We start from the raw sequence: 23010 nt of genomic DNA on the forward strand, positions 1-23010 counted from the left end.
TGAAGTGTCCGCCGCGCGACCTGCCCGGATCATGCCCGCCGTCCCCCGACTTCGGGTACGGCCCGCCCTACCAGACCTGGCCGCTCGTCCTCAGCCCGCGTGAGGGGGTGCGCGCGTGCAGCCCGAAGCGCGGCTCCGGCCCGCGGTCCCCGTCGAGCACGCCCGCCACGTACCCGGCCAGCGCGGGAGCGTGCTTGAACCCGTGCCCCGAGTCCCCGCCCAGCACCCACACCCCGGGTGACACCTCGGCGATGAGCCACTCGGCGTCGGGCGTGAGCGCGTACTGGCACACCTGGCTGAACAGCACCGGCGCCCCCGCCAGCGACGGGAACCTGCGCCCCAGGTAGCTCCTGGCCCGCTCGACGCTCACCGCGTCCACGACGCGCGTGCCGTGCTCGGGCTCGTACGGCGGCCCTTCGGCGTCGGAGGTCGCCTTCATCCCCACCCCGTCCACGTCGCCGTGCCCGTAGGCGGAGGCCCCGTAGTCCACCCAGGCGGGAGTCTCGGGCACGGACCACTCGGGAGGCACCGCGAAGTGCAGCGTGTCCTGCTTCGTGACCGTCAGCGGCAGGTCGAACAGCGCGGGCAACCACGCGCCGCACGCCCACACCACCCGGTCCGCGTGCCGCACCTCGCCGTCGATCTCCACCGCGTTCCGGTACGGCGCCGCGTCCCCCACCACGGGCACCGCCCGGCCCCTGACCAGGCGAACCCCGGCCGCCACCGCCAGACCCGCGGTCACCTGGGTCGCCCGCCTGGCCCTGATCACGCCCGCGTGCGGCTCCCAGAGCAGGAAGCTGAGATCGTCGCCGCGGAAGTCGGGAAAGAACCTGCCCCCATCGGCCGGGTCCAGCACCTCACACTCGATGTCCAGATTTTTCAGGACTCGGGCGCTGGCGTGCTCCCACCCGTCCGGCGTACCGGCGAACCACACCATGCCCGCCTCCTGGTACAGCTCCTCCCCTGCCCGCTCGCCCAGCCGCCGCCAGCCGTCCCTGGCCTCCCAGGCGAGCCGGGCGTACCAGTCGTCGTCGCCGTGCGCGCAGCGCAGCAGCCGGGTCTCGCCCGCGCTGGCCTGCCGTACGTGGCCCGGCTTGTGCTGCTCGACGAGCGTCACCTGCCAGCCGGCCTCGGCCAGCCGCAACGCCAGTGACGACCCCCAAATGCCCGCTCCGACCACAATGACCGATTTCATGAGACCACGGTGACCGGAAAGAGCGGGCGATAGCAAGACTCACACGATGATGAGCCGGACCACGACGCCCGCGCAGTTGCCCGCCACGCAGATCCGCAGCGGGACCTCGGAGATGCCGGGCGCCGCCGGAACGCCGCCCACGTGGCCGTCGGGCCCGATGGTCACGCCCTGGGGGAGCTTGGCGTGGTCGGTCACGGTGAAGGTGGGGATCACGCCGGCCGGGCCGCCGTTGACGCCGATCTCGCCGTTCAGCGTGCTGCCCGCCTTGCCGGGGAAGGTCAGCTCGCGCGGCTCCCAGGGCACGTAGCGCAGCACCACGAGGGTGAGCTCCCGCTCCTGGCACGACCGGCCGGCGCAGACGTTGATCGGGGCCACGTACGTGCCGGAGCGCTGCGGTGTGCCGTACAGCTTGCCGCTCCTGTCGACCTTGACCCCGACCGCGAGATAGGCGGCGCGGAACGCGAGGCCCTTGGCGGTGGGCCGCAACCGCTGGCTGACCTCGATGCCCTCGGTGACGTAGAAGGTGTCCTCCACCAGGCTGGGGTCGAGCGGGGTCTCCCGGGCCACCTGGGTCATCGTGAGCGAGGGCACGGCGGGGGACAAAGCGCACCCGAGCAGCACGGCAAGCAGCAGCACCCACTTCTGCCGCATCATTCAACCCCCCGGATCTTCCTCCCGTTCGATACGTACCCTCTTCAGCGCTCTGAGTCACCAGATAGCAGCGTCACTAGATAATCGTTCTCATGGCCGCTGAATCCGCTCAGACCCTGGAACGCGGGCTCCGCCTGCTGAGACTGCTCGCCGATGAGAAGGTGGGGCGCACGCCGACGGAGCTGAGCGCCGAGTTGTCGCTGAGCCGTCCCGTGGTGTACCGGCTGCTGACGACGCTGACGAACGAGGGCTTCGTGCGCAGGGACGCCGAGGGGCGGGTGCATCTCGGGTTCGGGCTGCTGGCGCTGGCGCAGGCCGTGCAGCCGCTGCTGCGGGCGGCGGCGGTGCCGACGCTGCGGCGGCTGGCCGAGGAGGTGGGCGCGACCGCGCACCTGACCGTGGCCGAGGGCGACGACGGGCTGGCCGTGGCGGTGGTGGAGCCGTCCTGGACCGACATGCACGTGGCCTACCGGGAGGGCTCGCGCCATCCGCTGGCGAAAGGCGCGGCGGGGCGGGCGATCCTGGCGCTGCGTGACGGGCGTGACGACTACTTCGTCACGGAGGGGCAGTTGCAGGAAGGGGCGCGGGGAGTGGCCGCGCCCGTCACGGGACTGCCGTGGCTGGAGGCGTCGGTGGGGGTGGTGACGTTCGGGCCGCTGGAGGAGTCCACGGGGCCGCGGGTGGTGGTGGCCGCCGCCGAACTGGCCGCCGCGCTGGGTTGACATCTCCAGGCCGATGGCGGACGGTACTTACGTATAAAGGACAGATCCGTCCGGATAACGGACATCATGGAGGGGCGATGCCGTACTACCGGGTCGTTGGGGAAGTGCCGCGCAAACGGCACGTGCAGTTCAGGCGGCCGGACGGCGGTCTCTACGCAGAGGAGCTGATGGGCGAGGAAGGGTTCTCGGCCGACTCCTCGCTGCTCTACCACCGCTACCTGCCGACCGCGATCGTCAAGGCGGAGGCGGTCACGCCCACCACGGAGCCGCGACTCGAGCCCAACCTGCCACTCTCGCCCCGCCACTTCCGCACTCAGGAGCTGTCCAGCGCGGGCGACGTGATCACGGGGCGCATGTCACTGGCGGGCAACGGCGACGTCCGATTGTCGTACGCCACCAGCGACCGGGCGAGCGAGCTCTACCGCAACTCCATGGGCGACGAGTGCGTCTACGTCCAGCGCGGAAACGTCCGCTTCGAGTCCGCCTACGGCGCGATCGAGGCCGGGGAGGGCGACTACATCGTCATCCCGACCGGCACGATCCACCGGTGGGTGCCCAACGGGCAGGTCAACGTGCTGGCCATCGAGGCGTCGGGGCACATCAGGCCGCCCAAGCGCTACCTGTCGCAACACGGGCAGTTCCTGGAGCACGCGCCCTACTGCGAGCGCGACCTGCGCAGCCCCGCCGAGCCGCTCGTCGTCGAGGGCGAGGAGGTGCCGGTGCTGGTGCGCACCCGCGGCGGGCTGACCAGGCTCGTCTACCGCAACCACCCGTTCGACGTGGTCGGCTGGGACGGATACCTCTATCCGTTCGCGTTCAACATCAACGACTTCGAGCCGATCGTGAAGAAGACGCACGCGCCGCCGCCGGTGCACCAGACGTTCGAGGGGCCGGGGTTCGTGGTGTGCTCGTTCTGCCCGCGGCCGCTCGACTATCACCCCGAGGCCATCCCGATCCCCTACAACCACCACAACGTGGACTCCGACGAGTTCATGTTCTACGTGGGCGGCGACTACTCCGCGCGCAAGGGCTCGGGCATCGACGTGGGCTCGATCTCGCTGCATCCGGCCGGGTTCACCCACGGGCCGCAACCGGGGGCGGTCGAGGCGGTGATCGACGCGGTCGCCCGCGGCGTCACGACGACGAGCGAAATGGCCGTGATGATCGACACATTCCGGCCGCTTGACCTCGGCCAGGGCGCCCTGGCGTGCGAGGATCCCGGCTACGCCTGGACCTGGGCGCGATGAGCGTCTACACGGCTCTGATCGACGACGCCGGCCTGTTCCCGCCGACCTCGCTGCACATGGACGAGGCCCTGGCCCGCAATCGGCGGGACCTGGAGCGGGGCATCGACGTGCTGACGCACCGCTTCCTGTGCCCGGCCAGCCGGCTCGACCGGCTGCGCGGCATCCCGTACCGGCCGCGCCGGATCGGCCTGATCGCGGACACCGAGCGGCTGCCGTCCTTCGACGACCTGCCGGTGGACTTCGTCGAGTCGCGGCTGCCGCCCGACTCGACGATCGAAGGGCTGGCCGACCGGCTGGACCTGCCCGACAGCGTGCGGCTCTTCGTCGAGGTGGCGCCGCCCCGCAAGATGGCGATCGACGTGCCGGAAGGCGTGGGGCTGAAGGTGCGCTGCGGCGGCCCGGCCGCCGACGACTTCCCGCCGGTCGAGCACCTCGCGGGGTTCATCAGGTACTGCGTCGAGCACGACATCCCGTTCAAGGCCACGGCCGGGCTGCATCACGCCGTACGCCACTTCGACCCCTCGATCGGCGTCGACCGGCACGGCTTCCTGAACCTGCTGCTGGCGGTCTGCGAGGCCGTGGAGGGGCACGACCCGGTGCCCGTGCTCCGCACCACGGACGTGGGCCATCTCGTCCGCCTCGCGCACTCCGTACAGGAGGACACCGCGAAACGTGCGCGGCGGCTGCTGGTGAGCTACGGCTCGTGCAGCACCAGCACACCCATCGAGGACCTGCGCACGCTGGGGCTGATCACGTGAGCGAGCGAAGCGAGCGAACCGGTAGACACAGCAGCTTGCTCGCAGGACCGACGAGGGAGGGCCTGTGAGCTGGGGAGTGGACAATCTGCCCTACGGGGTGTTCTCGTGTCCCGGGGAGACGCCGAGGGTGGGCGTGCGGTACGGCGAAAAGGTGCTCGACCTGGCCCCCGCGCTGCACGACGAGGTGTTCGCCGCCCCCTCGCTCAACCCGTTCATGGCCCGTGGCCGCGCGGCCTGGCACGACACCAGGACCCTGATCCAGAACAAGCTCACCGGCGACCTCGCCGTCACCGAGCGGCACCTGATCCCGCTGGAGCAGGTGCGGCTGCACCTGCCGTTCGAGGTGGCCGACTACGTCGACTTCTACTGCTCGCTGGAGCACGCGAGCAACCTGGGCAAGATCTTCCGTCCCGGCTCGGAGCCACTGCTGCCCAACTGGCGGCACCTGCCCGTCGGCTACCACGGCAGGTCGGGCACGGTCGTCGTGTCCGGCACTCCGGTCAGGCGGCCGCACGGGCAGCTCGGGGCCGGGGTGTTCGGGCCGTGCGCGAAGCTCGACATCGAGGCGGAGCTGGGGTTCGTGGTCGGCGTGCCGACCGCGGACGGCTCTCCCGCCGGGGCTCTGGAGGAGCACGTGTTCGGGGTGACGCTGGTCAACGACTGGAGCGCGCGGGACATCCAGGCGTGGGAGTACGTGCCGCTCGGGCCGTTCCTGGCCAAGTCGTTCGCCACGTCGGTGTCGCCGTGGATCACGCCGCTGGAGGCGCTGCCCAGGATCCCCGGTCGCCCCCAGGAGCCTGCACCGCTCCCCTACCTGCGCAGGCGGGCCGACTGGGGGTTGGACGTCTCGCTCGAAGTGCTGCTCAACGGGGAGGTCGTGGCGCGGCCGCCGTACTCGGGGATGTACTGGACTCCTGACCAGATGCTGGCGCACATGACGGTGAACGGGGCGTCGCTGCGTACCGGGGATCTGTTCGCCAGCGGCACAATCTCCGGGCCCTCGCGTGGTGAGCGCGGTTCTCTCATCGAGCTGACCTGGAACGGGACCGATCCGATCAAGCTCGCGAGCGGCGAGACGCGCTCATTCCTCCAGGACGGGGACACCGTCACCATCCGGGCCACCGCGGGCGACCTGACATTGGGTGAGGTTTCCGGAACTGTCGCATAAGTGACTCAACGTGCTTGACCGCTGACTCGCCGCTACCCTGGGGTCTCCCTCCCTCGTGAACATCCCTCGGAAGCAGGAGTGACATTGCGGCGTGCCGTGCTGATTTGTGTCGTCTTCCTCCTGGTCGGTTGCGCCTCCGTGACGGCCGAGACCCCGTCCTCGCCCCCTGTCGTGCAGATCTCGCCCTCGTTCGACAGCAAGCGCGCCCGCCCCGACCGCGGCCTGGTGGTCAGGGTGCGGGGCGGCACGCTCAGCAAGGTCCTGGTCTACGAGAGCGGGGAGTCCGTGCCCGGCCGGCTCGACGACTCCCGCACCACCTGGCGCTCCGACTGGACGCTCAAACCCGCGGCCGAATACACGGTGACGGCCACGGCCGCGGGCGCCCGCGGGCCCGCCACGGTGGCGATGGGCCGCTTCCGCACCCGGTCCGCCGCGCGCACGTTCCAGGTGGCCTCGACCGCGCCGCTGCCCGGCGAGACGGTCGGCACCGGGATGCCGATCATCATCGACTTCGACACCCCGGTGGAGGACAAGGCGGCCGTCGAGCGGGCGCTCGAGGTCAGGTCGCAGACCCCGGTCGAGGGGGTGTGGCGGTGGACCAGCGACACGCAGGTGGTCTACCGCACCCGGCGGTTCTGGGCGCCCAGGCAGACGGTCACGGTCACCGCCCACCTGGCCGGGGTGCGCGCGGCCGAGGGCCTCTACGGCGCCACCGACTCCACCTTCGCCTTCACCGTCGGCCGCAAGCAGACCAGCTCGATCGACACCAGGACACACCAGATGGTCGTGCGCCGCGACGGCAAGGTCGTGCAGCAGATGGCCATCAGCGCGGGCATGGCCACCACCCCCGAATACACCACGACCAGCGGCATCCACCTGACCATGGACAAGGGAAACCCGGTCCGCATGGTCTCACCAGGGCGTTCCGAAGACGACCCCGGCTATTACGACCTGCTGATCGACCATGCTGTGCGCATTTCCAACAGCGGCGAATACGTGCACGCCAAGAACAACGTTTGGGCGCAGGGCCGGGCGAACGTCAGCCACGGCTGCATCAATTCCCGGCCCGACCAGGCGGCCTGGTTCTTCGACACCTCCCTGCGCGGCGACCCGGTCGCCATCACCGGCACCAGCCGTGACCTGGAGTGGGACAACGGATGGGGCTTCTGGCAACTCCCGTGGGCGAAATGGCGAGAGGGCAGTGCCTTGCGCGACACCGATTCCGCAGGTGGATGGGTGCCGCAGAGGTAATTCCAGGATTACGGTAGAAGAAGGGGGAACCACTCGCGAACACAGGCCCGTTGTCCTACTAGGAGGGCCGGACATGGATGAATGGATCGTCTGGGTAATCCTCGCAGTCGTCCTCGGCGTGGCTGAGATTTTCACGCTCACGGCCTCTTTGGGGCTGCTGGGCGTGGCCGCTCTCCTGACCGCCGCGACGGCTGCCATCGGGTTGCCCGTTCCCCTGCAACTGCTCTTCTTCGCCGTCTCATCGGCGGCCGGGCTGATGGTGCTCAGGCCGCTCGCGATGCGTCATATCAGGCAGCCACAGCTGCAGCGGTTCGGCGTGGAAGCACTCGTCGGCAAGCCCGCCTACGTGGTCGTGGAGGTCACCGGCCGCGACGGGCGTGTACGCATCGGGGGCGAGGAGTGGTCGGCACGTGCCTACGACGAAACCCTGGTGATCCCCACGGGGGCGACCGTCGACATCATCGAGATCGAGGGAGCTACCGCCCTCGTATATCCCCGGGAGTGACTCATGGATCCGCTGTTGCTGGTCGGAATTTTCGTCATACTTTTCGCGGTGTTCACCGTGCTCAAGGCCGTACGCATCGTCCCGCAGGCGCGGGCGCGCAACGTCGAGCGGCTCGGCCGCTACCAGCGCACGCTCAAGCCGGGTCTCAACTTCGTCATCCCGTACGTCGACCGCGTCTACAACATGATCGATCTCCGTGAGCAGGTCATCTCCTTCCGCCCGCAGCCCGTCATCACCGAGGACAACCTGGTCGTGGAGATCGACACGGTCCTCTACTTCCAGGTCACGGACCCGCGGGCGGCGGCGTACGAGATCGCCAACTACATCCAGGGCGTCGAGCAGCTCACCGTCACCACGCTGCGTAACGTCGTCGGCTCCATGGACCTGGAGAAGACCCTGACCTCCCGGGACACCGTCAACAGCCAACTGCGCGGGGTCCTCGACGAGGCCACGGGCAAGTGGGGCCTGCGCGTCAACCGCGTCGAGGTCAAGGCCATCGACCCGCCCAAGACCATAAAGGACGCGATGGAGAAGCAGATGCGGGCCGAGCGAGACAAGCGGGCCGCGATCCTCAACGCGGAGGGCCAGCGGCAGTCGCAGATCCTCACCGCCGAGGGTGACAAGCAGAGCCGCATCCTGCGCGCCGAGGGCGGCCGGGCGGCGGCCATCCTGGAGGCCGAAGGCCAGTCGCGGGCCATCGACCAGGTCTTCCAGGCGGTCCACCGCAACGACCCGGATCCGAAGCTGCTGGCGTACCAGTATTTGCAGGTCCTGCCGCAGCTCGCGCAGGGTTCGGGCAACACGTTCTGGGTGATTCCCAGCGAGGTGACGTCGGCGCTGCAGGGCGTCTCGAAGGCGTTCACGGAGGCCCTGCCCAAGTCGGCGGCCACGCGCGAAGAGCTGCCTGAGCCGGCGGAGATGGACGAGGAGGTGGCCAAGGCCGCGGAGGCGGCGGCCGAGGCGGTGGCGGACGCCCAGGACGCGGAAAGCCCGAACGGGCCTCGCCAGCTCACGCAGGCCGCCAAGGAGCCGTCCCCGTTCCCGGACCTGGACCGCAAGACCACGGAGGCCGAGCACTGACGCTCCGGGGTTCGTGCGAGGTGCCTGCCACGTGGCGGGCACCTCTGCCGTGGAAGAGGTGAGGTTGAGGGGTGAGGCGCCGGGTCAGGCGATGACCTCGAACAGGTGGCGAAGCCCGTCCTCCCGATGCGCGGCTCGGGCCCGGCAGTTGACCTTGACCAGCGCATCCGCCAGAACGACGTCCGGGTTCTCCTGCGGAATGTCATCCCCCATCCGCGTGCGCAGCCACTCCGAGATCTCGGCCCACGAATAGATGCTGATGTTGTCGGCCTCGATGAGGGGAGCGGGGAATCCGCCGGGACCGCGCTGCCCCGTGGCGAGCTGGCGCAGGCTGGCCTGTGTGCGCCCGCCGTGCCGGCGTGCGGCGTCTCCCAGGGTCACGCCGTCGTCCTCCCCCACGCCGACCGGCCAGAGGCCGGAGACCGTCTTGATCTGCGCGATCACGGAGGCGATCGCGTCCAGCATGCTCTCCGCCTCGCGGTCGCACATGACGTAGACGCTGCCGTCCTTGCCTCCCGATATCGTGCAGTCATCCAGACCTGCCTCGAACAGAGCGTTCAGCTCTTCATCGGTTACTTGCCGGTTCAGAGTGACGCGGAAGTCCCAGGTAATCATGACCCCTCCTCGTTCTTTGCGCACTCGGCGTGATCGTTGACCCACCGGAGAATCCTTTTCGCGTGGGCGCCTGGGTTACGCGGGGTGCACCAGACTGGCTGCGTATCGTCGCCACAGATGCATTCGATCCGTCCCCAGACGTGCCTGTTGTGGCTTTCCACCACGGTCAACGACTCGATCTTGCGGGCCGCCTTCAAAGCCCCGTTGATGTCGTTGTGCTGATGTCTTCCTCGACTGACCTGTACCAACCTTGCAACAGTGTTGCATAGTTAGAACGGCACTTCCAACCCTGGAGCGCCTACTAATAGCCCTGGCCGTTGTCGAAGTAGGCGGCCAGCGTGGGGTCCAGGTCCGGCACGTCGTACGGCATGCCGCCGTTCCGTAGCGACATCGTGGCCATGTAGCCGGCCGCCACGCTCATCCTGGCCGCCACCGGTGAGGTGTCCGTCGAACCGCCGTCCCTGGCGAACCTGAGGAACTCCGTCACGATCTCCGGGTCCGCGCCCCCGTGCGTCCCCTGCGCCAGCGGCACCTTGTACGCGATGTCGCAATCATCCCGGTATGCCGTAGGCCCCGTGTTCCACACCTTGACCGTGTCCCCCGGGCCGTCGCCGAAGTTCTCCAGGCGGCCCTCCGTGCCGATGACCGTGTAGTTGCGCACGTAGTCGGGGGTGAAGTGGCACTGCTGGTACGCGGCGATGACGCCGTTGTCGAGGCGCATGTTCATGACCGACACGTCCTCCACGTCTACGATGTGATGCAGGTTCGCCCGCGAGGCCGGCGGCCACTCGTACTCCTGGAGCCAGCCCTCCGGCCGCGGCGTGCCCGGCTCGCGGCGCGGCAGGTCGCCGTAGAGCATCAGGTCGCCGAACGCGTTCACCCTGGTCGTGTAGCCGCCGGCGAGCCAGTGGATCACGTCCAGGTCGTGCGCAGCCTTCTGCAGCAGCAGGCCCGTGGTACGGGTGCGGTCCGCGTGCCAGTCCTTGAAGTAGTAGTCGCCGCCGTAGGAGACGAAGTGGCGCACCCAGACGGTCTTGGGCTCACCGATCACGCCTTTCTGGATGATGTCGCGCATCAGGCGTACCACGCCCATGTGCCGCATGTTGTGCCCCACGTACAGCCTGGTTCCCGTCCGCCGCGCGGCGCGCAGGATGTTGTCGCAGCCCTCCACCGTGATGGCGAGCGGCTTTTCCAGGTAGACGGCCTTGCCGGCCTCCAGGCAGTCGATCGCGACGCGCTCGTGCGTGTCGTCGGGCGTCATCACGATGACCGCGTCGAGGTCCGGCCGTTCGAGCAGTTCGCGATAGTCCTCGGTCAGGAACTCCGCCTCGAACCTGCCCGCCTGCCGCTTGAGCGCCGCCGGGTCGGAGTCGCACAGCGCGGCCACGACCGCGCCCTTGCCCGGGCGGTGGGCGGCCAGGGCGAGGCTGGTACGGAGGCCGAGACCGATCACTCCGATGCGCAGATCGTCCACAGATATCCTTTCAGAAAGTTCCTTGCGAAAACAGGTGGCGTTCGGCGTGGTCGAGGGCGAAGCGGACCGCCCCTAACGTGATGCACTCGCTGCCCAGCCCGGACGCCACGACCTCCGGCGGGTAGAGGCAGTACTCCTCGAACACCTCCCTGATCGGCCCCACCAGCAGGTCGCCGGCCGAGGTGAGGCTGCCGCCGATCACCACCAAGTCCGGGTCGAGCGGGTTGACCACGGTGATCAGCCCGGCGGCCAGTCCGCGGGCGAGCTCCCTGACCGCCAGCCCGGCCTTCGCGTCGCCCGAGCGCGCCCGCGCGATCGCGAACTCCGCGCTCTGCCTGCTGGAGCGCAGCTCGCCCGGCTCCACGGCCAGCGCGTAGTCCATGACGTGCTTGAAGGCGTTCCAGTGCTCGTAGGGCTGGGCGCCGATCTCGCCGGAGGCCGCGTGGGCGCCCCGGTGCGGGCGGCCGCCGATGAGCAGGCCCATGCCGATCCGGTCGCCGGTGAACAGGTAGATCACGTCGTCGCGGCCCTGGGCGGCGCCGCGCCAGTGCTCGGCCAGCACGGCCAGGCGCATGTCGTTGTCCACCAGCACCATCGCGCCTATCCGGTCGCCAAGCTCGCCCCGCAGGTCGAGGCCGGTCCAGCCGGACAGCGCGACGCTCTTCACGACCCGCCCCGCGCCGTCCACGGTGCCGGTGGTGCCCACACCGACGGCGACGATGTCCGCGAACGACAGCCCGGCCTGTCCGGCGACCGCCGCGGCCAGCTCGGCGATGGCGTCGAGCCGGTCCTCAGCAGGCATGTCCGGATCGCCCGGCGCCCGGCGATCGGCCACGATCGTGCCGTTGAGGTCGGCGACCATGGCCCGCAACCTGGACGCGCCGATGCCGACGCCCATCACGTGACCCGACGCGGCGCGGAACCCGAACCGCCTGGCCGGCCGCCCCCGCTGCCGGTCGCCCGGCTCCTCACCGCACTCCTCCGCCCACCCCTCGGCGAGCAGGTGCTCCACGATGGCCTCGGCGGTCGGCCTGGACACGCGGGCGCCGCTGGCCAGCTCCGACAGTGTCGCCACCCCGGCCTCGCGCAGGAGTCGCAGGATCGCCGCAGAGTTGAGCCTGCGCAGAACGGAGGCGTCGCCGCTGAGCTGCTGTCGCACCGCATACCTCCGTAAATTTATCCAACATTCTTGCTTAATTCTGCCCGGCCCGGCAAGCACCCGGGGCGGCGTGAAGCGGAGCTGTGGGGGCACTTAAGAATCCCTCGATGGACACGTCCGGAGGGGAGCGGGCACAGTGCGTTAGGTTCGGACTAGGGGGAATGGGAGCCATGAAAGCGCTGGTCAAGGAGAAGGCAGAGCCCGGACTCCGGCTGGTGGACGTGCCGGAGCCCGCCGTCGGCCCGGGCGAGGTGAAGATCCGGGTGCTGCGGACCGGCATTTGCGGCACCGACCTGCATATCCGGAAATTTGATGACTGGGCGCGGCATACCCTGAAACTTCCGCTCATCGTGGGGCATGAGTTTTCCGGGCACGTGGTCGAGGTGGCGCCGGGCGTCGAGGACATCTCCGTCGGCGACCTCGTCAGCGGTGAGGGGCATATCGTCTGCGGCAAGTGCCGCAACTGCATGGCGGGCCGCAGGCACCTGTGCCGCAACACGGTCGGCCTCGGGGTCAACAGGGACGGCGCGTTCGCCGAATACGTCACGTTGCCCGCCTCGAACGTCTGGGTGCACCGGATCCCCGTCCACCCCGATGTGGCGGCCATCTTCGATCCGTTCGGGAACGCCGTACACACTGCTCTGTCCTTCCCTCTGGTCGGCGAGGACGTGCTGATCACCGGGGCCGGGCCGATCGGGCTGATGGCGGCGGCCGTGGCCACGCACGTCGGCGCGCGGCACGTGATGATCACCGACGTCAGCGACGAGCGGCTCGAGCTGGCCGGCAAGCTCGGCGTCTCCCTCGCCCTGAACGTCTCCAATGCCTCGATCCCCGAGGGCATGCGGCAGCTGCACCTGCGCGAGGGGTTCGACGTGGGGCTGGAGATGTCCGGCAACCCCGGGGCCATGCGAGACATGATCGCGAACATGACCCACGGCGGGAAGATCGCCATGCTGGGGCTGCCCGCCGAGGAGTTCGCCGTCGACTGGGCCACCATCGTGACGTCGATGATCACGATCAAGGGCATCTATGGCCGCGAGATGTACGAGACCTGGTACAACATGTCCGTCCTGCTGGAAAAGGGCCTCGACCTCTCCCCCGTAATCACCGATCGTTTCTCGTACCGAGACTTCGACGCCGCCTTCGACACGGCCGCCAGCGGCCGGACGGGCAAGGTCATCCTGGATTGGAGCGGAGGAGCTCGGCCGGAGAGAGCGAGGAACGAGCCAACGGAGGCCGAAGCGGCCGCGACCATGGACAGGAGCGCTTGAGATGTTCACGAACGTGCGCGAGCAACTGCGTACGACGCTCGACGAGATCACCGAGGCCGGACTGCTCAAGCCCGAACGCGTGATCACCACCCCGCAGAACTCCCAGGTGAGCGTGGCCGGGCGCGAGGTCCTGAACTTCTGCGCCAACAACTACCTGGGCCTGGCCGACAACCCGGCCGTGGTCGAGGCGGCCAAGGAGGCGCTGGACCGGTGGGGGTTCGGCATGGCGTCCGTACGGTTCATCTGCGGTACCCAGGAGGTGCACAAGGAGCTCGAAACGCGCCTGTCGGACTTCCTCGGCATGGAGGACACCGTCCTGTACAGCTCGTGCTTCGACGCGAACGGCGGCGTGTTCGAGACCATCCTCGACGCCCAGGACGCGGTCATCTCCGACGCGCTCAACCACGCCAGCATCATCGACGGCATCAGGCTCTCCAAGGCCCAGCGCTTCCGGTACGCCAACCGTGACATGGCCGAGCTGGAGGCCAGGCTGAAGGAGGCGTCGGACGCGCGGCGGCGGCTGATCGTGACCGACGGTGTGTTTTCCATGGACGGATATCTCGCGCCGTTGCGGGACATCTGCGACCTGGCCGAACGGTACGACGCCATGGTGATGGTCGACGACTCACACGCCGTCGGCTTCGTGGGGCCGACCGGCCGCGGCACGCCCGAGCTGCACGGCGTCACGGACCGGATCGACATCGTCACCGGCACGCTGGGCAAGGCGCTCGGCGGGGCCAGCGGCGGCTACGTCTCGGCCCGCAAGGAGATCTGCGAGTTGCTGCGGCAGCGCTCCCGCCCGTACCTGTTCTCCAACTCGCTCTCCCCGGTCATCGCCGCGGCCTCGCTGCGCATCCTCGACCTGCTGGAGACCTCGAGCGAGGCCCGCGAGCGGCTCCGCTCCAACACCGCCCGGTTCCGGAGCGAGATGGCCAAGGCGGGGTTCGACATCCTGCCCGGCGACCACCCGATCGTGCCCGTGATGATCGGCGACGCCGCCCAGGCTTCCGCCATGGCGGATCGCCTACTCGACCTGGGCATCTACGTGATCGGTTTCTCGTACCCCGTCGTGCCGCACGGCCAGGCCAGGATCCGCGTCCAGCTCTCCGCCGCCCACTCACCGGAGGACGTCGACCGCGCGGTGCAGGCGTTCATCCAGGCTCGGGGGTGAGTATCCTCCCGCAAGGGAGGCATAGGGCGACCGAGCCCGCCTCACGGAGTGAGGCCATGGAGCACGGGTGATAGACACGCGGCGGTTGCGCACGCTGCGCGCGGTGGCGGACCACGGCACGGTCACCGCCGCGGCGGCCGCGCTGCACCTCACCCCTTCCGCCGTGTCTCAGCAGCTCGTCGCGCTGGAGCACGAGGTGGGCCACCGTCTGTTCACCCGTGACGGGCGCGGCGTGCACCTCACCGCCGTCGGCAAGATCATGCTCGGTCACGCCAACGAGGTCCTCGCCCAGCTCGAACGCGCCGAAGCCGAGGTGGCCGCGTACACCACGGGCGAGGCGGGCGAGGTCACCGTGGCCTGCTTCGCCACCGCGATCAGCGCCGTGCTCTCCCCCGCCATCGCCGGCCTGCGCGCCACCACCCCCGGGCTGCACGTACGCGTGCTGGACGCCGAGGGCGACCACAGCCTGGCCATGCTGCTGGACGCGGAGGCCGACCTGGCCATCGCGGTGGAATACCGGGGCGCGCCCGATGCCGCCGACCGCCGCCTGTCGCGCCTGCCCCTGTACGCCGAGCCGTTCGACCTGGTGCTCCCCCACGACCACCCCTTGGCGGAGTCGGCCACCCTGGTGTCGCTCGCCGCCGAGACCTGGATCGGGCCGTACCCGGGCAACCCGGTGCACGACGTGATCACGTTCGCGTGCCAGCAGGCCGGCTTCACGCCGAACCTGGCGCACTGCTCCGACGACTTCCGCGCCGTGGTCGCGCTGGTGGGGGCGGGGGCGGGGGTGGCGCTCGTGCCGCGGCTGGCGCTGCGCGACATGGCGCTGACCGGGGTCGTGGTGCGCCACACGCCGGGGCCGGAACGCCGCGTCTTCGCCGCCGTACGCCGCGGCGCCGACTCCCACCCCCTGCTACGCCCGCTCCTGTCTGCTCTCCGTACGGTCGCCGACTCTCTCGGAACAGGGTGAAACACCAGACATCTCCTCAGATGTGTTGGCCACCCATCGGAAGGGACCGCCACCGCGCCGCTCAGGCGGGGACACGCCTGGTCGCGCTCAATTACGGGCCTGTTTGAGTGCCTCGGCGAAGCGGGTGTACCTGTCCAGCTCCGCTTCCACGGGGTCCAGCACGTACGCCTTGCCGACCTGGCCGATGGCCGCGCGCAGGGCTCGGGCCGTACGGCGGGCTCTGCGCCGGCCGCCCGCCCACGCGGCCAGCCTCGACGACAGCGCGATCAGCACGCCCGCGAGCGCGCCGCCCGCCAGCAGCACCGTCGGCCACGGCACCACGCCCACGGTCGGGAGCGGCGGCTGGGGCAGGCGCAGGTAGTCCATCCCGAACAGCACCCCGAGCCACAGCGCGCCGGCCGCCATGGCCGCGAACACCAGCCACTGCAGGACGTTCACCGCTCGCCACCACCTTGGGCGCCTCGTGGCGCCGACAGACGTCGTGGCCACCGCCTTGTCCACCGCGTCCGCCAACTCCAGGGCGCGGGATCTGGCCGCCTGCCGCACCGCCGCCGCCCACGGCCCGGGCAGGCCGGACGCGGCAGCCTCGCCGACGTCCCTGATCGCCGTCTCAACCTGAGCCCTCTGTACGGCCGACGCCGCCGGAACCGAGGTACGCCCGACGATCTCCCGGCCCGGCTTCCCCGGCGGCACCTGCCTGCTCGGCTTCCCCTGCGGCGCGATGCCGCCGATGCGCAGCCGGCGAAGGGGATCGGGTCTGAACCTCCTGACCCACCTGGTGACCGGCCATCCGGTGGCGACGACGGCCCGATGCCGGTGCCCCTTGGCGACGGCCTCCACCACCAACGGCACCCCGGCCGCCTCGGAGAGCGCCCCGGTGAGCGCCCTGCCCAATCCCGCCGTCCGCTTCGCACCACCCTCAGCCGCGCTCGAAGGGCTCGCGGGTTCGATGGCGGCGCGCGAGGTCGTGTCCCCCTCGACCGGTACCCCTGCCGCCTGCCCCGAGGGTGGGCCGGCGGTGGCGAGGTGGTCGGCGGCGGTGGTGATGTCCGCGGCCAGGCGGGTGGACCAGGACTTGCGTTCCGAGACGCGGTCACCGAGAAGCGAGTGGAGTTCGGGCAGGCCCGTGCCGGTGCGGGCCGAGACGGCGAGCACCGGGACGCCCGCCAGGCCGCCGTCGTCCAGCAGGCGGCGCAGGTCGCGTACGCAGCGGTCGACGGCCTGCGGGGGCAGGCGGTCCACCTGGTTGAGCACCACCAGCATCACGTCCCGATGCGCGGCCAGCGGGCGCAGGTAGCGGTCGTGGAGGGCGGCGTCGGCGTACTTCTGCGGATCCACCACCCAGACCAGCAGATCGACCAGCTCCACCAGGCGATCCACCTCCAGGCGGTGGGAGAGCCGGATGGAGTCGTGGTCGGGGAGGTCCAGAAGGATAAGTCCGGACATGTCGGGGGTTGGGGGTGCGGCGTGGCGTTGCGGGATGTCCAGCCAGTCCAGCAGCGGGCCCGAACCGTCGCCGTCCCAGAGGGCCGCCTGGGCGGTCGAGGTCGTCGGCCTGGTGACGCCCACGGCCGCCAGCTCCTCGCCCGCCAGGGCGTTGTAGAGCGACGACTTGCCGCTGCCCGTCGCCCCTGCCAGCGCGGCCACGGTGTGGTCGATCGAGAGGCTGCGGCGTACCCCGGCTCGTTCGGCGACCGCATGCGCGCCGGACACCGCCTGCTCGGACAACCGCCCCTCGGCCAGCGAGGCCGCCTCCAGCAGGGCGGCCAGCCGGGAGTCGAGGGACGGGCCCTCCTTACGGCGCAGCAGCTTCACGGCCTCTCCTCCGGGGTGTCGCCGGGCTCCGTCCCAGGCGGTGGGAGCTCCGCGGTCGGTGCCGTCGAGGGGTCCGCGGTTCGTATGGTCGGGTACTCGGCGGTGGGTAGCTCCGTGCGGTGGTCGCGGACTCGCTGGGCCGCCGCTCTCAGCGCCTCGGCCGTCCCGCGAGGTGGCTCCGCCGTCTCCAGCTGGGCCGTGAACCGGGACGACTCCTCCTCCAGCAGCCCCCGCACCCGGTCCCGCAGATCGTCTCGTGCCCGGATCGTCAGCGACCGCACGGCCTGATCCCCGAAGACGGCCTCCAGCAGCTTCTGCGACAACACGCTAGTCCCGCCCGCGATCCCCACTTCGATCCCCGTCAACCCGCCGGTGGAGGCGAACACGGCCAGCATGAGCAGCAGCCCGGCCCCGTTCACCCCGAACGACGCCACCCTGGCCGTGGTGCGCTTCTCCGCCCCTTCCTGGCGTACGAGGTCGAGGACGTACTCCTGCCAGCCCCGTACCGCGGCCTCGGCCCGTTTGCCCAGGTCCGGCGAGGCGCGGCCGAGGCGGGCGGAGTCGACGGCGCCGAGCCTGTCCAGCAGCCCCGGCCCGCCGGGCGCGGCCGACCAGCCTTCCAGGGCGCGTTCGGCGGCCCCGTCGGCGGCGCCCCTGATCAGGGCCTCCACGCCGCTCTCCAGCGCGTTCCTGAGCTGGGCCTCCGGCACCCGCCCGGTGAAGAAGCCGACGATCCTGTCGCGCAGCCACCCCACCCGGCTCTCCAGGGAGCGCATGAGGTCGCCGGTGCCGATGAAGTCCTGCCAGCGGGCCAGCACCTCGCCCCGCAACAACGACCCGTCACGCATGCCCTCGTCGAAGTCGGCCATCCCGCCCGCGTACGCGCCCGACACGATGGAGCGCAGGCCCTCGAAGGCGGACTGCTGGCGTTCGACGGCCGCGGCCAGCGACGGCACCCGGGTGGCCAGGCTGTCGAGCGCTCCCGACAGCGTCTGGCGTACGACCCGGGAGCGTTGCGCGGCGTCGGAGGCCAGCTCGGTGAGCCAGGAGGCGATGGACCGCACCGTCTCGACAGGCAGCCGGGCCTTCTCGGAAGGGAGCGCGGCCTCCGGGACGGTGAACAGCCTGGTGTCTTCCAGGCCGTTCTCGACGAGGAGGCGGGACAGGTCGCGGGAGACCGGCTCGATGGCCTCCGGCGGCACCCGATCGAGTACGACGGCCAGCGCGGTGCTGCGTTCGCGGGCCGAGCGCAGGAAGCTCCAGGGCACCTCGTCGGCGTACCGGGCGGCGGTCGTGACGAACAGCCACAGGTCGGCGGCGGCCAGCAGTTGCGCGGCGAGCTCCCGGTTGGAGGTCACCACGGAGTCGATGTCGGGCGCGTCGAGCAGCGCCAGCCCGGCCCCCAGCGCGGAGGAGGTCACCACGCGCAGCGCCCCGGGACCGTCGCCGGTGGCACGAGACAGGCCGGGGAGCACGTTCTGGCCCATGAACCAGTCGCGGTCGGTGGAGCTGACCACGAGCGTGGGCACCAGCGTGGTGGGCCGCAACACGCCCGGCTCGGCCACGTCGGCCCCGACCAGCGAGTTGACCAGCGTGGACTTGCCCGCCCCGGTGGACCCGCCGACGACGGCGAGCAGTGGCGCGTCGAGCGCGCGCAGCCTGGGCAGCAGGTAGTCGTCGAGCTGCCCGGTCAGCTCGCGCAGCGCGCGCCGGTCGCCCGCGGCCTCGCCGATCGCCAGCGGGAACAGCTCACGATCCAGCGGACGCCGCAGCGCCTCAAGCGCGCCCAGCAGATCCATAAGGCCACGCTACGGCGGACCGCGTTCAGCGGTCCACCGCAGGTAGCGGTGTTTCGCACCTAGCTGGCGGGTGGCTCTCTCAGCACGTAACCGACGCTGCGGAGCGTGTGAATGAGCCTGGGCTCGACGTCGTCCACCTTGCGTCTGAGGTAGGACACGTACGACTCGACCACGCCCGCGTCGCCGCCGAAGTCGTAGTTCCACACGTGGTCGAGGATCTGCGCCTTCGACAACACGCGCCCGGCGTTGACCATGAAGTAGTGCAGCAGCTTGAACTCCGTCGGCGACAACCGGACCTGCCGCCCGCCCCGCCACACCTCGCGGGCGTCCTCGTCCAGCTCCAGGTCGGCCACCTTGAGCTTGCTGGCGGGCGCGATCTCGCCCCGGGTCCGCCGCAGCACCGCCCGGATCCTGGCCTGCACCTCCTCCAGGCTGAACGGCTTGGTCACGTAGTCGTCGCCCACCCGCAGCCCCGTGATCTTGTCCTCGGTGGCGTCGCGGGCGGTCAGGAACAACACGGGTGCGTCGATCCGCTTGGCCACCTCGAACCCGTCCAGGTCGGGCAACATCACGTCGAGCACCACCAAGTCGGGCGAGGCCCGCTCGGCCACCTCGACGGCCTCCTGCCCGTCGGCGGCGGTCAGCACCTCGAACCCGGAGAAGCGCAGGCTGGCGGACAGCAGATCCCTGATGCTGGGCTCGTCGTCCACCACCATGATCAGCGCCTCGGGTTTCGTCACCCATCCAGAGTGACGCAGCCACCTGAGGGTTACCTGAAGGGTCACTCCACGGCAAGTGGGAGTTCTGCCCCTTTAAGAGGTCATTCCACGGCGAGCGGGAGTTCCACCCTGAACGTGGAGCCATCGGAAGGGGAGCTCGTCACCGTCACCGAGCCGCCGTGGGCCTGTATGAGCGCCCGCACGATGGCCAGGCCGAGTCCGGTGCCCCGGTCCTCGCCGCGACGGCGCGACCTGGCGGAGTCGGCCCGGTAGAAACGCTCGAAAACCCGCTCGACCTGCTCCGGCGTGAGCCCGGGACCGCTGTCGACGACCTCGACGAAGACGGTGTCCGTGCCGGCCCCGGCCCGTACGATGATCGGCGAGCCGGGCTCGGTGTGGATGATCGCGTTGCTGACGAGGTTGCTGATGACCTGGCGCAGCCGCACCTCGTCGCCGGAGACGATCAGGGCCGCGCCGCCGACCACGTCCAACTTCACCACCCGCTCGGGCGCGAGGATCCGGGCATCCTGTACGGCGTCCGCCGCCAGCGCCAGCATGTCCACCGGACGCATCTGGAGCGGCCGTTCCTGGTCGACCCTGGCCAGCAGTAACAGGTCGTCCACCAGCAGGCTCATCCGGCCCGCGGCCTTCTCCACGCGCTGCATCAGCTCGGCGGGGTCGGCGCCGGGGTTCTGCCTGGCGTACTCGGCGAAGCCGCGGATCGAGGTCAGCGGGGTGCGCAGCTCGTGCGAGGCGTCGCCGACGAACTCGCGCATGCGGTCCTCGGAGCGCCGGGCCGCCGCCTCGGACGCCGACCTGGCGGCGAACGCGGCCTCGATCTGGGCCAGCATCCCGTTCAGGGACCCGGCCAGGCGGCCGACCTCGGTACGCGGGTCGCCGTCCGGCACCCGGCGGCCCAGCTGGCCCCCGGCGATGGCCTCGGCCGTGCGCTCGATCTGGCCGAGCGGGCGCATGCTCCGCCGTACGATCGTGACGCCCACGACGGCCAGGATGAGCAGGATGCCGCCGCCGCCCAGCAGCTCGATGAGCACGAGCCGCCTGGTGATCGCGTCGACCTCCTCCAGGTCCACCGCGACCACGAGCGTGCGCCGCTGGACCATGCTCTCCAGCACCCGCCACTCGCCGTCCCCGTTGATCGCGGGCGCGGTATAGGCGTCCCTACCGGGCGCGGTCGACAACACCGGCTTCGGCTTCACGTCCACGTCGCGGTCGGTCAGCATCGGCACGAACTGGTCGCCGGGCTCCTTGACCAGGACGATCGCGTCGGACTCGATGACGATCGGCCGGTCGGCGGTCTCCCTGCCCTTCTTCCAGTCGCTGCGGACCTTGTTGTGCATCCTGACGCTGAGGAGGCTGAGCTGGCTGTCCACCCGGTCCATGAGGTAGCCGTGCAGTACGGAGACGCTCACGAGGCCGATGAAGGTCAGGCCGAAGCCCAGCAGCGCCAGCATCGACGCGATGAGCTTGATCCTCAGCGGCAGGCCGCTCATTAGGGACTCGGTGGCAGGCGCAGGACGTATCCGACACCGCGCAGGGTGTGGATGAGCCGCGGGCTACGGTTGTCGATCTTCCGCCGCAACACGGACACGTACGACTCCACGATGCCCACCTCGCCCCTGAAGTCGTAGTCCCACACGTGGTCGAGGATCTGCGGCTTGGACAGGACGCGTCCGGCGTTCGTCATGAAGTACCGCAGCAGCTTGAACTCGGTCGGCGACAACGCCACCGCGTTGCCTCCTCGCCACACCTCGTGACTCTCCTCGTCCAGCTCGATGTCGGCGAACGTCAGCCGGGGCGGCGCCGCCTGCGGCTCCCCGCTCGTACGACGGAGCACCGCGTGGATCCTGGCGACCACCTCCTCCAGGCTGAACGGTTTGGTCACGTAGTCGTCGCCGCCGATCGTGAGCCCGCGGATCTTGTCCTCGGTCTCGTCACGGGCGGTCAGGAACACCACCGGAGTGTGCAGCCCGCCGCCGCGCAGCCGCCTGACGATCTCGAAACCGTCCAGGTCGGGCAGCATGACGTCGAGCACGACGAGGTCAGGGCGGTGCCGTTGCACGGCGGCGACGGCGTCGAGGCCGCTCTTCGCCGTGGTCACGTCGAATCCCGCGAACCTCAGGCTCGCGGCGAGGAGTTCGAGGATGTTCGGATCGTCCTCGACTATGAGCAGGCGTGATTCCATCACCTCCAAGGATGCCCTCATCGGACGAGTGCTGGGACAATTCCGGCAATGTGCCGCGCAATGGCCAGGCTCGAAGTGGCGGCGGGAGAGGGCGCGTTGCGTACCAGGACGACGTTTCCGTGCACGTCCACGACGAAGTCGTCGACCAGGCGGCCGTCCCTGGCCACGGCCTGTGCGCGTACGCCGCCGGGGGCTCTTTCGAGGTCAGCGGCGGTGAGCTCGGGCACGTAGCGACGGGCGCCGTTGAGGAACGCACGCTTGACGAGGGATCCGTAGGTTTCCTTGATCCCGGTACGCCAGTGAGCCCTGGCCATGCGCAAAGTTCCCGGCCAACCAAGAATTTGCCCGAAATTTCGGATATTTCGCCATCTGTAGCCTTCGTAGGCCAGGGCGAGCACCGCGTTCGGCCCCACCAGCACCTCGCCGCCGGTCTGCCGCGTCAGATGCACGCCCAGGAACGGGTAGCGCGGATCGGGCACCGGATAGATCAGTCCCCGGACCAGCTCCTTGGCGGCGCCCTTGAGCGCGTAGAACTCACCCCTGAACGGGACGATCCGCACATCCCCCGGATGACCCGCCATCCTCGCCACCGTGTCCGTCCCCAGGCCGCCGCACACCACCAGGCGGTCGAAGGCGAACTTCCGCCGGCCGGCCAGCACCTCGACGACGCCCGATCGTTCCCTGATGGCCCGGACCGGGTGCGAGAGGCGTACCGACCCGCCCAGCTCCGCGACATCGAGCGCGAGCCGGCGCGCGACGGCGGGGAAGTCGCAGATCGCGGTGTGCGGCGAGTGGATCGCGCCGATGCCGACCGCGTGCGGCTCGATCTCGCGCAGCGCGAGCGCGTCGAGCTCGGCGATGCCCGGCACGCCGTTGGCGCGGGCGCGCTCGGCCAGCGCCCGCAGCAGCGGCCGCTCGGCGCGGGTGCTCGCCACGACCAGCTTGCCCACCTCCTGGTACGGCAGCGCGTGCGCGGCGCAGTAGTCCTTGAGCAACGCCACGCCCTCGCGGCACAACCTGGCCTTGAGCGAGCCCGGCGGGTAGTAGATGCCCGCGTGCACGACGCCGCTGTTGTGCCCGGTCTGGTGGGCGCCGACGCGGCTCTCCTTCTCCAGCACGGTCACCTCGGCGCCCCTGACACCGGCCAGCTCGCGCGCCACCGCCAGCCCGACGATGCCCGCGCCCACGACCCCGATCTTCTCCGTCACACAAACAATTTTCCGACTAACCGACCGTT

At 70.2% G+C, this 23010-nt stretch carries 21 protein-coding genes; 10 read left to right on the forward strand and 11 right to left on the reverse strand.

The window, feature by feature from the left end; translation table 11 throughout:
- Positions 1-67 precede the first annotated feature (67 nt).
- Positions 68-1195 carry an NAD(P)/FAD-dependent oxidoreductase gene (locus tag ACFLIM_RS30320; protein WP_393171239.1) on the reverse strand — a complete coding sequence of 376 codons (1128 nt, stop codon included), beginning with the start codon at positions 1193-1195 and terminating at the stop codon, positions 68-70.
- A gap of 39 nt (positions 1196-1234) precedes the next feature.
- Complete coding sequence (locus ACFLIM_RS30325; protein ID WP_393171240.1) at positions 1235-1849, reverse strand: hypothetical protein; 615 nt, start codon at positions 1847-1849, stop codon at positions 1235-1237.
- A gap of 89 nt (positions 1850-1938) precedes the next feature.
- Here ACFLIM_RS30325 and ACFLIM_RS30330 point away from each other — a divergent pair, with 89 nt between their 5' ends.
- The 7 genes from ACFLIM_RS30330 (at position 1939) to ACFLIM_RS30360 (ending at position 8577) form a co-directional block, all read left to right on the forward strand.
- Positions 1939-2568: an IclR family transcriptional regulator gene (locus tag ACFLIM_RS30330; RefSeq protein ID WP_393171241.1), complete on the forward strand. Its 630-nt coding sequence runs from the start codon at positions 1939-1941 to the stop codon at positions 2566-2568.
- 77 nt (positions 2569-2645) lie between these two features.
- Entirely contained in the window at positions 2646-3815 is a 1170-nt protein-coding gene (locus ACFLIM_RS30335) for a homogentisate 1,2-dioxygenase (protein WP_393171242.1), read from the forward strand.
- A complete protein-coding gene (locus tag ACFLIM_RS30340) occupies positions 3776-4573 on the forward strand; it encodes a hypothetical protein (protein WP_393171243.1) in 798 nt (265 codons plus the stop codon). The genes ACFLIM_RS30335 and ACFLIM_RS30340 overlap by 40 nt, the downstream gene beginning before the upstream one ends.
- A gap of 64 nt (positions 4574-4637) precedes the next feature.
- On the forward strand, positions 4638-5741 hold the full coding sequence (fahA, locus tag ACFLIM_RS30345) for a fumarylacetoacetase (protein WP_393171245.1): 1104 nt from the start codon (positions 4638-4640) through the stop codon (positions 5739-5741).
- Positions 5742-5819: 78 nt separating this feature from the next.
- Entirely contained in the window at positions 5820-6992 is a 1173-nt protein-coding gene (locus ACFLIM_RS30350; protein ID WP_393171246.1) for a L,D-transpeptidase, read from the forward strand.
- 73 nt (positions 6993-7065) lie between these two features.
- The gene (locus ACFLIM_RS30355) at positions 7066-7497 is read left to right on the forward strand and encodes an NfeD family protein (protein WP_393171248.1); all 432 of its coding nucleotides are present in this window, start codon (positions 7066-7068) and stop codon (positions 7495-7497) included.
- A 3-nt stretch (positions 7498-7500) separates the two neighbouring features.
- Entirely contained in the window at positions 7501-8577 is a 1077-nt protein-coding gene (locus ACFLIM_RS30360) for an SPFH domain-containing protein (protein ID WP_393171250.1), read from the forward strand.
- Positions 8578-8661: 84 nt separating this feature from the next.
- On the opposite strand, the gene ACFLIM_RS30365 is transcribed toward ACFLIM_RS30360, so the two are convergent.
- From ACFLIM_RS30365 to ACFLIM_RS30375, 3 genes are all read right to left on the reverse strand, one after another.
- The gene (locus ACFLIM_RS30365; protein ID WP_393171251.1) at positions 8662-9192 is read right to left on the reverse strand and encodes a hypothetical protein; all 531 of its coding nucleotides are present in this window, start codon (positions 9190-9192) and stop codon (positions 8662-8664) included.
- A gap of 301 nt (positions 9193-9493) precedes the next feature.
- A complete protein-coding gene (locus tag ACFLIM_RS30370; RefSeq protein ID WP_393171252.1) occupies positions 9494-10666 on the reverse strand; it encodes a Gfo/Idh/MocA family protein in 1173 nt (390 codons plus the stop codon).
- A 10-nt stretch (positions 10667-10676) separates the two neighbouring features.
- Positions 10677-11825, reverse strand: a complete 1149-nt coding sequence (locus tag ACFLIM_RS30375; protein WP_393171254.1) for an ROK family transcriptional regulator — start codon at positions 11823-11825, stop codon at positions 10677-10679.
- A gap of 170 nt (positions 11826-11995) precedes the next feature.
- On the opposite strand from ACFLIM_RS30375, the gene tdh reads away from it, so the two are divergent.
- The 3 genes from tdh to ACFLIM_RS30390 all read left to right on the forward strand — a co-directional run bounded on the left by tdh (position 11996) and on the right by ACFLIM_RS30390 (position 15237).
- Positions 11996-13096: an L-threonine 3-dehydrogenase gene (gene tdh, locus ACFLIM_RS30380; protein WP_393171255.1), complete on the forward strand. Its 1101-nt coding sequence runs from the start codon at positions 11996-11998 to the stop codon at positions 13094-13096.
- A 1-nt stretch (position 13097) separates the two neighbouring features.
- Positions 13098-14267, forward strand: coding sequence for a glycine C-acetyltransferase (locus ACFLIM_RS30385; protein WP_393171256.1), 1170 nt, complete (start codon positions 13098-13100; stop codon positions 14265-14267).
- Positions 14268-14334: 67 nt separating this feature from the next.
- Positions 14335-15237 carry a LysR family transcriptional regulator gene (locus ACFLIM_RS30390; RefSeq protein ID WP_393171257.1) on the forward strand — a complete coding sequence of 301 codons (903 nt, stop codon included), beginning with the start codon at positions 14335-14337 and terminating at the stop codon, positions 15235-15237.
- An 87-nt stretch (positions 15238-15324) separates the two neighbouring features.
- On the opposite strand, the gene ACFLIM_RS30395 is transcribed toward ACFLIM_RS30390, so the two are convergent.
- The 6 genes from ACFLIM_RS30395 to lhgO all read right to left on the reverse strand — a co-directional run bounded on the left by ACFLIM_RS30395 (position 15325) and on the right by lhgO (position 22981).
- On the reverse strand, positions 15325-17052 hold the full coding sequence (locus tag ACFLIM_RS30395) for a YfjP family GTPase (protein ID WP_393171259.1): 1728 nt from the start codon (positions 17050-17052) through the stop codon (positions 15325-15327).
- Positions 17049-18851, reverse strand: coding sequence for an ABC transporter (locus ACFLIM_RS30400; protein WP_393171261.1), 1803 nt, complete (start codon positions 18849-18851; stop codon positions 17049-17051). Before ACFLIM_RS30400 ends, ACFLIM_RS30395 begins: the two co-directional genes overlap by 4 nt.
- A gap of 59 nt (positions 18852-18910) precedes the next feature.
- The gene (locus tag ACFLIM_RS30405) at positions 18911-19567 is read right to left on the reverse strand and encodes a response regulator transcription factor (RefSeq protein WP_393171387.1); all 657 of its coding nucleotides are present in this window, start codon (positions 19565-19567) and stop codon (positions 18911-18913) included.
- A gap of 104 nt (positions 19568-19671) precedes the next feature.
- Positions 19672-21081 carry a sensor histidine kinase gene (locus tag ACFLIM_RS30410; protein ID WP_393171263.1) on the reverse strand — a complete coding sequence of 470 codons (1410 nt, stop codon included), beginning with the start codon at positions 21079-21081 and terminating at the stop codon, positions 19672-19674.
- Positions 21081-21773, reverse strand: coding sequence for a response regulator transcription factor (locus ACFLIM_RS30415; RefSeq protein WP_393171265.1), 693 nt, complete (start codon positions 21771-21773; stop codon positions 21081-21083). Before ACFLIM_RS30415 ends, ACFLIM_RS30410 begins: the two co-directional genes overlap by 1 nt.
- A 17-nt stretch (positions 21774-21790) precedes the next feature.
- Complete coding sequence (lhgO, locus tag ACFLIM_RS30420; RefSeq protein ID WP_393171267.1) at positions 21791-22981, reverse strand: L-2-hydroxyglutarate oxidase; 1191 nt, start codon at positions 22979-22981, stop codon at positions 21791-21793.
- Between the last annotated feature and the right edge of the window lie 29 nt (positions 22982-23010).

The organism is Nonomuraea marmarensis, from assembly GCF_043197025.1.
Taxonomy (GTDB): domain Bacteria; phylum Actinomycetota; class Actinomycetes; order Streptosporangiales; family Streptosporangiaceae; genus Nonomuraea; species Nonomuraea marmarensis.

Coding starts and splice junctions, on each gene's coding strand:
- ACFLIM_RS30335 (WP_393171242.1), top strand. CDS start 2,646: ATGCCGTACTACCGGGTCGTTGGGGAAGTGCCGCGCAAACGGCACGTG.
- ACFLIM_RS30400 (WP_393171261.1), bottom strand. CDS start 18,851: ATGGATCTGCTGGGCGCGCTTGAGGCGCTGCGGCGTCCGCTGGATCGT.
- ACFLIM_RS30320 (WP_393171239.1), bottom strand. CDS start 1,195: ATGAAATCGGTCATTGTGGTCGGAGCGGGCATTTGGGGGTCGTCACTG.
- ACFLIM_RS30405 (WP_393171387.1), bottom strand. CDS start 19,567: ATGGTGGTGGACGACGAGCCCAGCATCAGGGATCTGCTGTCCGCCAGC.
- ACFLIM_RS30330 (WP_393171241.1), top strand. CDS start 1,939: ATGGCCGCTGAATCCGCTCAGACCCTGGAACGCGGGCTCCGCCTGCTG.
- ACFLIM_RS30410 (WP_393171263.1), bottom strand. CDS start 21,081: ATGAGCGGCCTGCCGCTGAGGATCAAGCTCATCGCGTCGATGCTGGCG.
- ACFLIM_RS30355 (WP_393171248.1), top strand. CDS start 7,066: ATGGATGAATGGATCGTCTGGGTAATCCTCGCAGTCGTCCTCGGCGTG.
- ACFLIM_RS30385 (WP_393171256.1), top strand. CDS start 13,098: ATGTTCACGAACGTGCGCGAGCAACTGCGTACGACGCTCGACGAGATC.
- ACFLIM_RS30415 (WP_393171265.1), bottom strand. CDS start 21,773: ATGGAATCACGCCTGCTCATAGTCGAGGACGATCCGAACATCCTCGAA.
- ACFLIM_RS30360 (WP_393171250.1), top strand. CDS start 7,501: ATGGATCCGCTGTTGCTGGTCGGAATTTTCGTCATACTTTTCGCGGTG.
- tdh (WP_393171255.1), top strand. CDS start 11,996: ATGAAAGCGCTGGTCAAGGAGAAGGCAGAGCCCGGACTCCGGCTGGTG.
- ACFLIM_RS30365 (WP_393171251.1), bottom strand. CDS start 9,192: ATGATTACCTGGGACTTCCGCGTCACTCTGAACCGGCAAGTAACCGAT.
- ACFLIM_RS30325 (WP_393171240.1), bottom strand. CDS start 1,849: ATGATGCGGCAGAAGTGGGTGCTGCTGCTTGCCGTGCTGCTCGGGTGC.